This window comes from Candidatus Saganbacteria bacterium (genome assembly GCA_016223245.1).
Taxonomy (GTDB): domain Bacteria; phylum Margulisbacteria; class WOR-1; order XYC2-FULL-46-14; family XYC2-FULL-37-10; genus JACRPL01.
Map to the genome: position 1 here is coordinate 1 of JACRPL010000021.1, position 13,648 is coordinate 13,648.

Below are 13,648 nucleotides of genomic sequence, written 5' to 3' on the forward strand. Positions count from 1 at the left end.
CCTTCTCGTGTGTGATGACACGACTTTTGAGTATTTGCTGTATCTTTTTAGCATATTCTTCGCTGATATACCCTATTTTAATAAACTGAGGGGGGTCACCATGTCCGTAGAACTTCCTAAAATAGTGACCAAGAAAGTGAAATTTTTCAAAATACCTTCCGATAAGAATCTGGCAGAGATTTTAGAAATCCGATATGAAAGTTTTCATGTCGGATTTTTTGTTTTAGGAGGCATAATGATATCATCATCAGCGCTATCGCCGCGAGTATATCGCATGCGAGCTTTTGTTAAAGATGGCCAAGGCGGCAATTTAGCGGGGGTTGTCTGCGTAAAACCGAACTTCCCGGAAGCCAGGATGCAAAGCATTGCCCGTGAGATCGGGTATTCTAAAACTGCTTTTGTTATGCCTTCCGATAAGGCGGATTTCCGTTTGCGATTTTTTACTCCTACGACAGAAGAGCCGTCTTGCGGCCACGCGACAATTGCCGCATTCGAATTTCTTCGCCTTCAAGGAGCAATTGGTCCCGGGAATTATACTGCAGAAACAATGAACGGCGTTTCAGAAGTTGAAGTTAAAGGCGGCGGGAATGTTTTTATGCGCCAGTTCAACCCAAAATTTTATTCTCACGTCGGCTGGGATAAGTTGTTCCCATGCTTTAGAGGCTTAGAGAGATGGGAAGCCGAACAAAAGCTGCGGCCACAGCTTGTATCAACGGGATTGATCGACGTGCTTATGCGTGTTAATTCTTTGGAAACTCTGCTGCAAATGTTGCCGGATCCGGCGCGCATTGTTGAACTATGCACATGGCTTGCCGAAAATGACCCTCTTATCATGGCCAAAAGGGCTATTGATCCAAATGTCCATGTAACAGGGATACATGCGTTTTCTATTGATACATTCACGGGCGCAACCGCGCATTGCCGTAATTTTGCTCCGGGAGACGGGATAGACGAAGAACCGGCAACAGGGACTTCAAATGGCGCTTTAAGCGCGTATTTGTTTCATCATGGAGCAATAGGCTCTGTTCAAGCTCGATCATTGAGGTTTGAGCAAGGATATTGTATGAAAAGCCCTTCGGAAATTTTGGCGCGGTTGGAAACCAAACATAATTCGATCGATCGGGTTTGGGTTGGCGGCCAAGCGATAGTTTTAAAATAATTTTAAAGATATAAAAGATATATAGGAGAATAAAATGGCAATAAGAACGGAATTCCCAAAGACATGGAGCTCTCAAATGGTTGGAAGACATGCAAAACTAGAGGGCCTTCAGCAAAAGAGGATCAACCCTTACAGCTCGACTAGATTTGATCGCACGCATACAAATTTAGATATCCATCGAATATGCGGAAATTTGTCTGCCGATGCAGACTTCCCTTCCGGCGTCAAATTAAGCGGAAGGATCATGACCATCAGGGATATGGGAAAAATAATTTTTGCGCATATTGAAGATGAATCGGGAAAGATCCAGGTCGCGCTTTTTAAAAATGAGATCGGGGATGAAAAATATAAAACTTTTGTTGATTGTTTGGAAAGAGGGGATATTGTTGGATTTTCCGGGAATATGTTCAAAACAAGAGCCGGTGAAATAACACTTAGAGTCGCCGACTTCGAGGTCTTATGTAAATCGTTAAGGCCGCTTCCGGAAAAATTTCACGGCTTAAAAGATGAAGATGTAAGGCAAAGGCAAAGATATTTGGATCTGGCTTCAAATTCTGATGTCAGGGGTACTTTCAGAAAACGAAGCCAAGTTGTTTGGGGAATGCGGCAGTTTTTGCATGGGATGGGTTTTATGGAAGTTGAAACCCCGATTCTCCAAGAGATCCACGGCGGGGCGGCGGCGCGTCCTTTCAAAACCCATAGCAATGCACTCGATATGGATTTGTTTTTGCGGATCGCGACCGAACTTCATTTAAAGCGCCTGATCGTCGGCGGGTTTGAAGGGGTTTTTGAGATCGGCCGGATCTTTAGGAATGAAGGGATAGACAAAAGGCATAATCCAGAATTTACAAGCATGGAATTATATTGGGCTTATCACAATTTGGCCGATATGATGGCTATTACCGAAAATTGCGCGGCGCATATTATTAGGGCAATTCATGGCAAGCATCAAATAAATTACCAGGGAACGGAATTGGATTTCACTCCACCATGGAAAAGAATGACGATGGAAGAATCGCTTGAACAAGTCGGCGGGGTAAATGTATTCGGGGCAAGCGTTGATAGGCTTAGGGAAATAGCGATAGAAAGAGGCGTCCATTTTGAGGATTCAATGGGGAGAGGATGGCTTGTAACAACCTTATTTGAAGAACTTGTCGAGAAAAGGATAGTACAGCCTACATTTATATACAGGTATCCTGTCGAGACGACGCCTCTTGCAAAAAGATCACCGGATGATCCTGCTTTCTGCGAACGCTTTGAAGCATATGCCATGGGTATGGAACTTGCGAACGCTTATTCGGAATTAAATGACCCTGTCGACCAAAGGGCGCGCTTTGAAGAACAAGCGAAAGCTTTAGAAGGCGGCAATGAAGAGGCCCAGCCGTTCGATGAAGATTTTCTTCAAGCGATAGAAGTCGGCATGCCGCCGACGGGAGGATTAGGCATCGGAATAGATAGGCTTGCAATGCTCGCAACCGATTCGCCGTCGATCAGGGAAGTTATACTCTTCCCGACGATGAAAAGCATTAAATGATGCATAAATTGGGCCTTATGCGCCCGCTGATGCACGCATTAGAAGTTCGAACGCCTATTACTCCTGCCGACATGGGGGATATGATCAAGAAAAGCGGCTTGCATTTTCTTGTACAGCGTTCTCCTTTCCGCGTATTTCAAACCAGAGAATTTAAACAAGCGGGAGCGGAGATTGTCACTGAATTGGGGAAAAAAGCAAGGGTTGTTTTTAATGTAAAGCAAATTCCGCCTGATTTTCTGTTTTCCGGCATGGTAGGCGTAAATTTTTCCCATGTAACCAAAGGGCAACCGGAAAATATGGAATACCTTGACGCTGCAATGCGAAAGGGGTCTTCCATTTGTGACATTGAATATATTGTAGATCCTAATAGCGAGAAACGCCTGGTAGCCTTTGGCCGTTTTGCGGGAATGGTCGGCATGATCGATACCTTGCATGTTCTAGGAAAAAGACTTGATGAGGAAGAAGGGATTTCGACTCCTTTTGCAAAATTAATGAGACCCCATCAATATTCAAATTTGGCGGCTATTAAAGAACACTTAAAGCAAATAGGAGATGAGATCAGGGCAAACGGGCTTCCGGATACCTTGATGCCGTTAATTATTGGTTTTACGGGGGGCTCCGGAAGATGCGCATGCGGAGCATTGGAAATTTTCAACGCGCTTAATCCCGCAATGCTTCGGCCGCGGGATATTTTGACTCCGGGATTTGTCAGCGCCCTTCCGCGGAACACGATTTATGGAATAAGCCTTGAAAGGGTCGGGGAGGATGGAAGATATGTTCGCACAGACGGCAGGCCCTCATTAATAGAGGATCTTGATGCAGATCCTATGGCTTATGAAAGTACTCTCCCTAGATACCTTGATTTATTCACGGTACTGGTTCATTCGGCCCCTTGGAACTCGGGACAACCAGTGCTTGTTTCAAATGGGGCTTTAAGCTCGAGGAAAACCAACACTTTAAGGGCCATTGGAGATGTCAGCTGCGATATTTGGCCGAAGGGCCCGATGGAGTGTACGCCTATAGGCACCAAACCCCAGGATCCATTTATCGTATATAATCCGCAAGATGGTTCATATCAAATGGGTTTCAGGGGGAAAGGTATAGTGGTAAATGCATGTGAAACTATGCCCTGCTTGCTGCCCTATGATGCGTCTGTATCGGTAAGCGAAATGCTTAAACCTTTTATTCCAGCGTTCGCCAATGCAAGCCTTGATGGGCAGATCGAAGGAAGCAACCTGCCGATCGAGCTGCAAAAGGCTTTTATTGTTTGGAATGGACAAATTTCTGCAGGATTCGGACAAGATTATTATCCAGAAATGCACAGAATGCTTGGTCTTTATAGAAGCATTTATAGTGAAGGGTTCTTTCGAATAAGGGAGGTCTTGGCGGCAGTTCCCGCGGTAAGCAGTATTTACGATCAATTATTTGATCCCGTTTCGGAACAACTTGTACGTTTTAAACCAGAGGAAATTAATAATGATTTTTGCTGTTGAGCTTCCAAGGATATTTTCTAGAGTTGCCGCAAAAAGGGTGGAAGCAAGGGACCCGGCGAAGCTTGCTATAGGCCTTATAAAAAGATTCGGGGCAGTATATATAACCGGAGAGATATTCGGAGCGGTTACCAGGGATTTTGGATTATGCCATGAAAATAATTCCGGACGCGGAAAAACAAAGTGGCTTACAGATAATCTTCCAAAGTTTGATTCAGTATTTGGAAAAAGCTTATTTATCGATCTTGAAGAAGTGGTTCATAATGGTTCAACTTTGCCCAGTATCGGCGAAAAGATCGAGGTAGGATTGAGGAATGCATTGGCGGAGATCAATGGCTGCGGCGATGACATAAAAACAATCGCAATAGATGAATTCCATTGGACGGTTCCGCCATTGGAAGTGGTTAAGTTGCCGGCTTCTTGCGCAAAGCTCCAAATGGATATTTTACATGCATTAGATGCCCAAAGATCAAAAGGTAAAAAGTTAGTATTTGTAAGTTGGCTTCATCCAAAGGATATTTCTTTCGCTCCGCATCTTTTAAGAACAGGTTTGGCCGATAATATCCCGATAATTGAATTCGAGTGTTCGCAAGAAGTTGACGGGTAGAAACTCTCAAGTGTAGAGAGAAAATAAAAAGGGGGAATAAAAATGTTGAGACCAAATGCGGTACGACCGGCAGGAAGCTTTGATAAAGCGATAAAATTAGGCGGAGCTGTTTATAGAGGCATTCAAGGTGTTGGGGTGTTCGCACAAAATACAGGAAGGATCGCGCTTAAAGATACAAAGTTCGAAAGAGGGTTTACCGATAGAACGGAAGCGATCTATTTAAAATGGCGGACGGCTGTTGAAACGGCAAATTCTTTTGACGGTATAGCCCCTTATAAAAACCTTAAGGGTTTCAAGGATGTTACTCTGACGCAATGGCTGGATTGGAAATGGCAAGTAAAAAATTCTTTCAAAAACCCCGTTGATCTTCTTAAAGCTCTTGGTGTTGAATTTGAGCAATCGCAGTGGGATGATATTTCTAAAGCTTTCAAGGATTCACAGGCACGGTTTGGCATTAATACTTTTGAAATGCGCGTAACTCCCTCCTACGCTTCAATGATCAAAGCCAGGGATATCGATTCTGCGGCCCTCGCCGAGTTAAAAGATCCAAAGAATTGGAAAAATCCAACGCTTTGGGCAAGATTTATAGATCCGATATTTAACCAGGCATTTATGCATCCCGCAGAATTGGTCAGGGATGAATTTGAAAATGCCGATCCCCTGCATGAGGACGCTATGAAAGTTGCTAAAAGCACAACCCGTCGCTATCCAAACAGGGTACTGCTTGAAATTACAGAAACATGCGGGATGTATTGCAGGCATTGCACAAGAAGGCGAAAAGTTTCAACCGAAAGCTTGAGCTGGGATGACATCAAGCAAGGGATCGATTACGTTCGCAGTAATCCAGAAGTCAGGGACGTCCTGCTTTCAGGGGGAGATGCCTTTTTGGTTAACGATAAATTATTGGATAGGATACTGACCGAACTGGAATCAATCCCTCATGTTCAGATAATAAGATTTGGAACCCGTACTCCTGTTGTTCTTCCTCAAAGAATAACACCTGCTCTGGTTTCGATGTTAAAGACCCATCAAGCCAAAAAAGCACTATGGTTGAACACTCATTTCAACCATCCGAGAGAACTTGAAAATCCAGAATCAAGGAGAGCCTTGGCGCTTCTTGCCGATGCTGGAATTCCTATGGGCAACCAATCGGTATTGCTTGAAGGTGTAAATAATAGTCCAAAAATTATGATGGACCTGGTACATGGTTTACTTCAAAATCGTGTGAGACCGTATTATATTTATATTAACGACCTTTCTGAAGGAATCGCACATTTTAGGACAAGTGTATCGGATGGATTAAAAATAATGCTTGCTTTGCGAGGATTCACGACCGGATTTGCAGTGCCAACATTTTTGATCGATGCCCCGGGTGGTGGAGGTAAAATTCCTCTTGCTCCTCAATATGTTGCAGGATTTTCTCCGGATGGCAAATATATTTTACTTAAGAATTATGAGACATTTGATGATTCTAATCTCGAGGGAGCGGCAGTTTTTAAATATCCGGTCAAAGGACCTGAAGATATTGCCGCGGTAAAAGCATTATTGAGAATGCCATCATGATGGATTACTTTAGCACAGGAAGGGTCGTTGCCCCAAAAGGAGCTATGCTTTTTAGTGCGAGAAAACTTGATCCAAAGCTTCCTATTAGGCCTTCGGAGGCATTGATCTCCGGTAGATTGACCTTAAATATTGATTCTGCAAGCTTTCATCAAATTTCTGATGTGTGCCATGGCGATCCAGCAATGATAGGCGATCATATTGCGAAAATATCCGCTAGAAAAGGTAAAATGCACAATCCGAAAACAAATTCGGGCGGCGTTGTGATGGGTACCATTACAGAAATGGGAAAATATTTTCCTGTGTCTAAGTTTGGATTTGGTGTGGGAGATAGGATCTGTACTCTCGTTTCGCTAACGGTTACTCCTCTGCAGATCGATAAGATAGTTGATGTCCGCCCCGAAACGGAACAGATAGATATCGATGGCCATGCAATTTTGCCGGCTAGCGGTCTAGCAGCTAAAATGCCGTCCGATTTTCCAGAACCTCTTGCTTTGGCCGCTTTTGATATTGCTGGAGCACCTTCATATGTTGAAAAATATGTTAAACCCGGGCAAAGAGTCTTTGTGATCGGCGGTGGTGGAAAATCCGGAGCATTTACTCTGTGCCAAGCCAGAAAAAATTTAGGCAAGACCGGATCATTGATAGGTCTTGATATATCGGATCAGGCAGTCGATAGGATGAAAACTTTAGGCTTTGCCGACTATGTTGTTAAGGGAAGCGCTTTGGAGCCACTTGCAACTCTTGAAACAATATCCAGCATAACCGGCGGGAAAATGGCTGATCTTGTTATAAATGTATCAAGCAGGCCAGGCACGGAAATGGCTTCAATATTGTCCGTTAGGGACGGCGGCCAAATAATATTTTTCGGGATGGCAACATCTTTTCAAGGCGCGGCTCTTGGAGCCGAAGGGGTCGGCAAATATGCCGAATTGATCATGGGGACAGGCTATCTTCCTGGACATGCAGATCTAACGCTTGAACTTATGCGGCATTTTCCTAATATGCTCGATATGCTGGGGAATATTTTTGTAGAGAGAAATCCAAATTATTTGCCGGCGTCATCTGCGCAATATGTTGAAGCTCAAGGGGGCCCGTTCTCTGTTTGGCAAAAAGTTTTATAAGATAAGGAGAAGATCATGCAAACTCATCCTACGGTTTTGAGGGGCCCAGTTTCCCAAGCTTCATTTCGTGAGGCAATGGCTCGCGTTCCTCAAGTTAGGGTGGACCAAGGCAAGGGCTAATCAGAACCGCACGGTCAACAGCTGCGAATATTGCCGGTTCAATCTTTAACGATTGCGTAGTTGGAAGGACAACTGTAGCAATTGAAAGGGCTACCCTAACACTTATGGGTGTTGACGGGGCAAAGTTTTATGTGCCTCACACAAAAGCAATAGTCGATGCGGCAATGCGTGAAGGAAAAGAGAAACTTTCTGGCGGGATTTTTCGTCCATTTGTTAATGCGATGATTGCAAAAGGATTTGAAGATGTCCAAATGTTTGCGGATAGCCTTGTAAGCGGTGAAAATGTTTCGGATGTGACGGCCGTTCCTTCTCAAGATGAAGCAAAGGTTCTTGCGCTTATGGACCGGATAACGAGTGATGCAATGTCTCGTTTGGATGGCGCGATTGCCCTAAGAGCAAAAAATCGCAGCGAATTGGGAGTAGGCGAGCCGCCATTATTATATTTGATCGTTGCTACCGGTGAAATAAAAGACGATGCCCGTCAAGCAAGGGTTGTTGCAAGAGAAGGCGCCGATGTAATAGCTGTCATTAGACATTCCGGACAAAGTTTGCTTGACCATTTTCCAGTAGGCATGATCGGCGGCGGCGAAGGCGGAACTTACGCCACTCGCGCAAATATGCGGCATTTGAGGGAAGAATTGGATGATGTTGGGCTTGAGCTTGGCCGTTATATACAGCAGACAAATTATGCATCAGGCATGGCAATGCCGGAAGTTGCGGCTGTTGCCGTGCAAGAGCGCTTGGATATGCTGCTTTGTGATTCGATGTATGGGATACTTTTTAGGGATATCAATCCGTACCGCACTTTCTTGGACCAGCATTATTCAAGAATGCTTTGCGCTTATGCGGGAATAACGATAAACACCGGCGAAGATAATTATCTAACAAACGCCGATGCCGTTGCATTTGCGCATACGGTTTACGCGTCCAATTTTATGAACGAACAGCTTGCGCTTTTGGCCCATTTACCTCCATATTTAATGGGATTAGGGCATGCTTACGAGATAGATCCGAAAGTTGAAAATCATTATTTGCTTCAATTGTCGGAAGCGCTTCTTTCGCGCCAACTATTCCCTGACCATCCGTTAAAATATATGCCTCCGACCAAACATATCGGAGCCGATATGTTATTTGCGCATGTCCACAACGTTGGATTTAATAAAGTCGCATGGTTGACCGCGCAAACGATATTGCTTTTAGGGATAATGTCGGAAGGCGTCAGAACTCCTCATCTTGAAGAACGGCTTGATTCTATTCGCAGCGCGAGATTAGCTTTTAATGGAGCTCACGATGAGGGTTCTGTTATCAGGACCGATGGAACTATTTTGGAAACACGGGCACAAGAAGTATTGGCAAATACTGTTCGATTTCTTGCGGAAGTTGAACGCGATGGGATCCTGCCTTCAATTGAGGCAGGCAAGTTTGCGGAAATGAGACGTTCACTAACAGGCGGCCATGGTTACGATGGCGTTATCACTAGATCTGCCAGTTACGAGAACCCAATATTTGCAACGATCGAAGAGAGGTTGATAAAATGAATGTAAGGTCCGCAAGATTTTACGCGGCTCGATCCGGGGACAATCTAATGTATGTTAGAGGTAATGTTGATACTGTGCCCAGAGCTAATTGGCGAATGGCTGTAAGTACGTTGGAAAGTTTAAGGCTGCAAAGGGATGTTTCTGAAGGTCTGAAGATCGATTTAGTATCCAGGGGACTCAATTTACATCGCCAGCCGCATGTTTCGCCTGAAGCCTTTGAATCGGCTATTGTCAAAACGATCGGAGAGCTGGATTATAGGCCGAAGTTTGCGAAAAATGATATTAGAAAATTGCTTAAATTAGCGGACGATCTCTATATTCATAAGGAACAAGTGAGAATGGCTATCGAAGATCTGGTTGCAAGCAAAGGAGCAAAAGTCTTTAGAGTAGAGGATTTGAGATTATCGCCTGAAGGACTTCATACTTTTTCCGCCCTTGTTGTTATGGAAGGGGAAGCCGACCTTTACGCGCATAAATTAAGGATCCCACTATTTCCTGTTCTTGAGAAGCCTGAAATTCGTGCCCATATTCGTGAAATATTAGCGGCCGGAACAACATCAGATAAAAAGCCAGTTTGGGAACCGCTTATAGTTGTGGGTGGAGCTTTAGAGGATGATGCCCATACCGTTGGGATCGACGCAATAATGCAGGCAAAGGGGATACATGGATATAAAGGTATGGAAGCTTTAAATGTGGTTGGCGATGCCCGATATATTGAACCGACGAATCTTCTTGCCCAGGTTTCTTGTGAAAGGCTTGTAGAAGAAGCTATTTCAAGGAAAGCACATATGATATTGGTTTCAAGAATATTAGTTGAAGGGAATCTTTATCTTAGGCATATGGAAAAATTAAATAGCTTGGTTAAAGATGCAAAAGCAAGAGGCAGGCTTAGCCAGGATACGGTTATAATTGTCGGCGGGCCGCGGTTAGATGAATTACAAAAAGTTTACGGAAAGGGCGGCTATGACCAAATTGCAGCGGTTTTCGGACGTGAGGCCAATGCGGACGAAGTATTAAGTTTTTGGGTTGATATGAAAAACAGGCAGGAAGAAGAAATAAGAAGAGCTAGTGCTTATACATTGGATAGTGCTCAACAAACAGCTGAAGTACATGTGCGCGTACTTACCGAAAATGCCGACAAATAAAAGCTAACCTGGCGGTTAGTTATTTTATCGCTTGAACTATCGCTTCTCCAAAAGCTTTGGCATTGACAAATGATCTCCTGTAGGGTATATTATTTATAGTTATATGAAATACCCCAATAAAGGTGGAATATATAAATGAAAATAAAAACACTATCTGAAAAGGAGATCGAGTTGCTGGCACGGCTTGAATATGAGGGAAAAGAGGTCTATACCCGCAAAGAAATAACTTCCTTCTGTAAAAATAAGCGAATGGCAAGCTATTTAATAAAGAAGCTATTAGAGAAAAGAAGGATTAAAAAGATCATTAAAAACATTTACATCCTGATCCCAATGAAGGCGCCCCATGGAAGATGGGCTGTTAATGAATATCTTATAGCAAAAGCCCTGGCTAGAAATGCTAATTATTATATCGGATATGCTCCTGTTTTTAATTCCTATGGCTTTACAGATCAAATGGCCCAGACGATCTATATAGTTAATGATAAATACTCATCGATGAAAACTATCTTCGGAATTAGATATAAACTAATGAAAGTGCTGCCAAACCGGCTTTATGGGCTGGAGAAACGCAAGATAGGGAAAGAAGAAGTTGCGTTTTCTATAAAGGAAAGGGCAATGATCGATGTCTTTGAGTTTTATAGCGCCAAAAAAGCCTATCAGATATTAAAAGATCAATTTAATACGATCGATAAGGATATATTTATTGATTATTTATCTAAATATCCAGTCCAGATCATTCGTAGGCGGATCGGCTATTTTATGGGCCAATTAGGCGCAAATAAAAAAATGTTGAATAAAATAAACATCGGGAAAAAAGGCTATTCTCCGCTTTTTGATAATTGTCCGAAAAAAGGAAGGATAAACAGCAAATGGAGGATCATTATCAATGGATAAGGATGAACTATCAAAAATATTGCATGCCATAACCCATGAACACAATTTCAGGATGGAGATATTGGAAAAGGATTATTATTTAACGGTCATTTTAAATAACTTGCACGACCGTTTGAGCGATAAGCTTGTATTCAAAGGCGGAACCCTCTTGAATAAGGTCCATCTGAACTATCATCGCTTAAGCGAAGACCTGGATTTTAGCTATTATGGGGAAGAAGATTTGACCAAGCGTTCAAATCGGTCGGCCGCTATCGCCCCTATAAAAGAAAAAATGCCGGGATTTTTAAGCTCTCTGGATTTAAGGAGCGACAAGCCAAAAGGGGAAGGATTCAACAGCTCCAAACAATACGTATTTAATGCCTTTTATCCTTCTGTTATAACAAATAAGGAGGGAAACATAAAAATTGAGATATCTCTAAGGCAAAAGCCGTACGATCGGCCTGCCTATAATGTGGTCCACCACTTTTATAAAGACCCTTTTACCGGCCGAAACCTGATCCCCGAAAACAAAATATTGTCGCTTTCTTTGGATGAAGCGGTCGCGGAAAAACTAAAAGCCGCGATCACCAGGAAAGACCCTGTAATACGCGATTATTACGATCTGTGGCATATAGCTGAAGCCGGATTCGATTTCCACAAACGCCATTTTTTGGAACTATTCAAAAAGAAACTCAAAGACGAGGATCATCATGGCGACTTTAAGGATAAGTTTGGCTTGAGCGAAAATAAGCTTGATTTACTAACTCGACAGGTTGAAACAGATCTAATACCTGTTATTAGAATTGATGAAGTGTTTGACCTTAATAAAGTGTTTAGCCGCTTTAATAAAATATTAGGAGCAATAAACTATTGAATTTCAAGTTTCCCCACAACCGCCTCTCCCCACGCTTTCGCGCTTTGAGGGCCGTCTGCAGTAATAATATTCCCATCGATCTCGACTGGCTTTCCTCGAAATTCCGCTCCTGAACTTTTGAGCAACTCAACTTCCGACGGGGTGATGGTCGCTTTTTTCCCTTTTAAGAGACCAGCGTGAGCCAATATTCCAGGAGCCGCGCATATGGCCGCAAGCAATTTATTCTCTGAAATTGTTTCTTTTGCGATCCTTAAGGCATCCGGATCATCGTAAAAGTCGTATGATCCCGGACCGCCAATGAACACTACCGCATCATAATCTTTTGGATGAACATCTGTTAATTTGATATCAGCGTGAGTTTTCATGCCCAATTTTCCTGAAGCCGGTCCAATATTTGTCGATGCAGTTACCGTTTTGATCCCCGCTTTTTCCAGAATTTCTTTAGGTTCGATATATTCCTCGTCGCGGAACATGTTTTGGGCGATTATTAGCACTGCTTTTTTCATGATCGGTCAGCTTCCTCCTTGTATTTAAAAAGCCTGATGATATCTTTATGGGAAATGATGCCGACAAGTTTCTCGTCTTCTACGACCAATAATCTTCCGATGTCATTGTGGGCAAGCTCTGTCAGCGCTTCCTCGATAGCTTTTTCCTCGTTAATTATCATATTGCTTTCAAGTTTAATTAAAATATCATTAACGGTCTTATTGTCCCATTCTTCCTTAGGGACATCTTTCGTGTCATGGAATGTCACGATCCCAAGCAATGCCCCGTCTTTTATGACAGGAAAACAATTGTGCCTGTACTTGAAAAAATAAGTATCTATCAGGTTTTTTATGGAAATACCGGATGGAACGGATATGACATTGGCAGACATTATATCCTTGACTTTTATTCCGCTGAAAGCCCTTTTCATTACAAGGGACCTGTAGCTTAGGTCGGCCGCTTCAAGCAGAAAAAATCCCAAGAATATGAACCAAACGCCCGAAACAATGCTTCCCGTTATTAAACCCAAGAAACCTAGGCCCATAAGCAATGACGCGAATATTTTTCCAAGCCCCGCCGCGATCCTTGTGGCCTTTTTTTGGCTTTTTAAAAAATGCCAGAGAACAGCGCGGAAGACTCTTCCACCGTCAAGAGGGAAGGCCGGAACGATATTGAAAATAGCTATTGCAATATTGAAAAACGATAAATAATCGGTTATAGCTATAGCGACCGGCACAAATGACAGGAATTTAAAAACGTATGACAACAATAAAAAGAACAAGGAGAGGGCAATGCTCATAAGCGGCCCCGCTATCGCCATTTTGAATTCAACTTTTGGCGATTGGGGCTCTTTTTCCATGTGCGCAACGCCTCCAAATACAAATAAAGTGATCCCGGCGATCGGAAGCTCGTTCGTTCTTGCGACTACGGAATGTGAGAGCTCGTGCAGAATAAGGCAAATAAAGAGAAGGAGGGCGGAAACTATCCCCATCAGCAAGTATATTATGGAAGGCATCCCGGGAAGCTCCATTGGGAAATAACCGAATGATAGGGTGTATACAACTAGGCCAAGGATAATGAACCAGCTTATATTTATTTCCAAAGGAATGCCGAGGACCGAGAAAAGTTTGAAGGACCG

General features: G+C 43.2%; 12 protein-coding genes. 10 read left to right on the forward strand and 2 right to left on the reverse strand.

The window, feature by feature from the left end; translation table 11 throughout:
• Positions 1-100 precede the first annotated feature (100 nt).
• From HZC34_07255 to HZC34_07300, 10 genes are all read left to right on the forward strand, one after another.
• On the forward strand, positions 101-1,159 hold the full coding sequence (locus HZC34_07255) for a PhzF family phenazine biosynthesis protein (protein ID MBI5701616.1): 1,059 nt from the start codon (positions 101-103) through the stop codon (positions 1,157-1,159).
• Positions 1,160-1,193: 34 nt separating this feature from the next.
• Positions 1,194-2,693, forward strand: coding sequence for a lysine--tRNA ligase (gene lysS / locus HZC34_07260; protein MBI5701617.1), 1,500 nt, complete (start codon positions 1,194-1,196; stop codon positions 2,691-2,693).
• Positions 2,690-4,186, forward strand: a complete 1,497-nt coding sequence (locus tag HZC34_07265; GenBank protein ID MBI5701618.1) for a hypothetical protein — start codon at positions 2,690-2,692, stop codon at positions 4,184-4,186. The genes lysS and HZC34_07265 overlap by 4 nt, the downstream gene beginning before the upstream one ends.
• Positions 4,170-4,790, forward strand: coding sequence for a hypothetical protein (locus HZC34_07270; GenBank protein ID MBI5701619.1), 621 nt, complete (start codon positions 4,170-4,172; stop codon positions 4,788-4,790). The genes HZC34_07265 and HZC34_07270 overlap by 17 nt, the downstream gene beginning before the upstream one ends.
• Before the next feature lie 42 nt (positions 4,791-4,832).
• Positions 4,833-6,353 (forward strand): KamA family radical SAM protein, encoded by a 1,521-nt coding sequence (locus tag HZC34_07275; protein ID MBI5701620.1) that lies wholly within the window; start codon positions 4,833-4,835, stop codon positions 6,351-6,353.
• Complete coding sequence (locus HZC34_07280) at positions 6,353-7,474, forward strand: zinc-binding dehydrogenase (GenBank protein MBI5701621.1); 1,122 nt, start codon at positions 6,353-6,355, stop codon at positions 7,472-7,474. Before HZC34_07275 ends, HZC34_07280 begins: the two co-directional genes overlap by 1 nt.
• A 119-nt stretch (positions 7,475-7,593) precedes the next feature.
• Positions 7,594-9,132, forward strand: coding sequence for a D-lysine 5,6-aminomutase subunit alpha (locus HZC34_07285; protein ID MBI5701622.1), 1,539 nt, complete (start codon positions 7,594-7,596; stop codon positions 9,130-9,132).
• A complete protein-coding gene (locus tag HZC34_07290) occupies positions 9,129-10,277 on the forward strand; it encodes a cobalamin B12-binding domain-containing protein (GenBank protein MBI5701623.1) in 1,149 nt (382 codons plus the stop codon). Before HZC34_07285 ends, HZC34_07290 begins: the two co-directional genes overlap by 4 nt.
• Positions 10,278-10,412: 135 nt before the next feature.
• Positions 10,413-11,171, forward strand: a complete 759-nt coding sequence (locus HZC34_07295; GenBank protein ID MBI5701624.1) for a hypothetical protein — start codon at positions 10,413-10,415, stop codon at positions 11,169-11,171.
• Positions 11,164-12,024 (forward strand): nucleotidyl transferase AbiEii/AbiGii toxin family protein, encoded by an 861-nt coding sequence (locus HZC34_07300; protein MBI5701625.1) that lies wholly within the window; start codon positions 11,164-11,166, stop codon positions 12,022-12,024. Before HZC34_07295 ends, HZC34_07300 begins: the two co-directional genes overlap by 8 nt.
• On the opposite strand, the gene HZC34_07305 is transcribed toward HZC34_07300, so the two are convergent.
• On the reverse strand, positions 12,018-12,530 hold the full coding sequence (locus tag HZC34_07305) for a DJ-1/PfpI family protein (GenBank protein MBI5701626.1): 513 nt from the start codon (positions 12,528-12,530) through the stop codon (positions 12,018-12,020). The two genes, HZC34_07300 and HZC34_07305, sit on opposite strands and share 7 nt — an antisense overlap.
• Positions 12,527-13,525, reverse strand: a complete 999-nt coding sequence (locus tag HZC34_07310) for a site-2 protease family protein (GenBank protein ID MBI5701627.1) — start codon at positions 13,523-13,525, stop codon at positions 12,527-12,529. Before HZC34_07310 ends, HZC34_07305 begins: the two co-directional genes overlap by 4 nt.
• Positions 13,526-13,648 lie beyond the last annotated feature (123 nt).

Excerpts from the sequence above, each read along its gene's own strand:
- HZC34_07255 (MBI5701616.1), top strand. The coding sequence starts at position 101 with ATGTCCGTAGAACTTCCTAAAATAGTGACCAAGAAAGTGAAATTTTTC.
- lysS (MBI5701617.1), top strand. The coding sequence starts at position 1,194 with ATGGCAATAAGAACGGAATTCCCAAAGACATGGAGCTCTCAAATGGTT.
- HZC34_07265 (MBI5701618.1), top strand. The coding sequence starts at position 2,690 with ATGATGCATAAATTGGGCCTTATGCGCCCGCTGATGCACGCATTAGAA.
- HZC34_07270 (MBI5701619.1), top strand. The coding sequence starts at position 4,170 with ATGATTTTTGCTGTTGAGCTTCCAAGGATATTTTCTAGAGTTGCCGCA.
- HZC34_07275 (MBI5701620.1), top strand. The coding sequence starts at position 4,833 with ATGTTGAGACCAAATGCGGTACGACCGGCAGGAAGCTTTGATAAAGCG.
- HZC34_07280 (MBI5701621.1), top strand. The coding sequence starts at position 6,353 with ATGGATTACTTTAGCACAGGAAGGGTCGTTGCCCCAAAAGGAGCTATG.
- HZC34_07290 (MBI5701623.1), top strand. The coding sequence starts at position 9,129 with ATGAATGTAAGGTCCGCAAGATTTTACGCGGCTCGATCCGGGGACAAT.
- HZC34_07295 (MBI5701624.1), top strand. The coding sequence starts at position 10,413 with ATGAAAATAAAAACACTATCTGAAAAGGAGATCGAGTTGCTGGCACGG.
- HZC34_07300 (MBI5701625.1), top strand. The coding sequence starts at position 11,164 with ATGGATAAGGATGAACTATCAAAAATATTGCATGCCATAACCCATGAA.
- HZC34_07305 (MBI5701626.1), bottom strand. The coding sequence starts at position 12,530 with ATGAAAAAAGCAGTGCTAATAATCGCCCAAAACATGTTCCGCGACGAG.
- HZC34_07310 (MBI5701627.1), bottom strand. The coding sequence starts at position 13,525 with ATGCCTTCCATAATATACTTGCTGATGGGGATAGTTTCCGCCCTCCTT.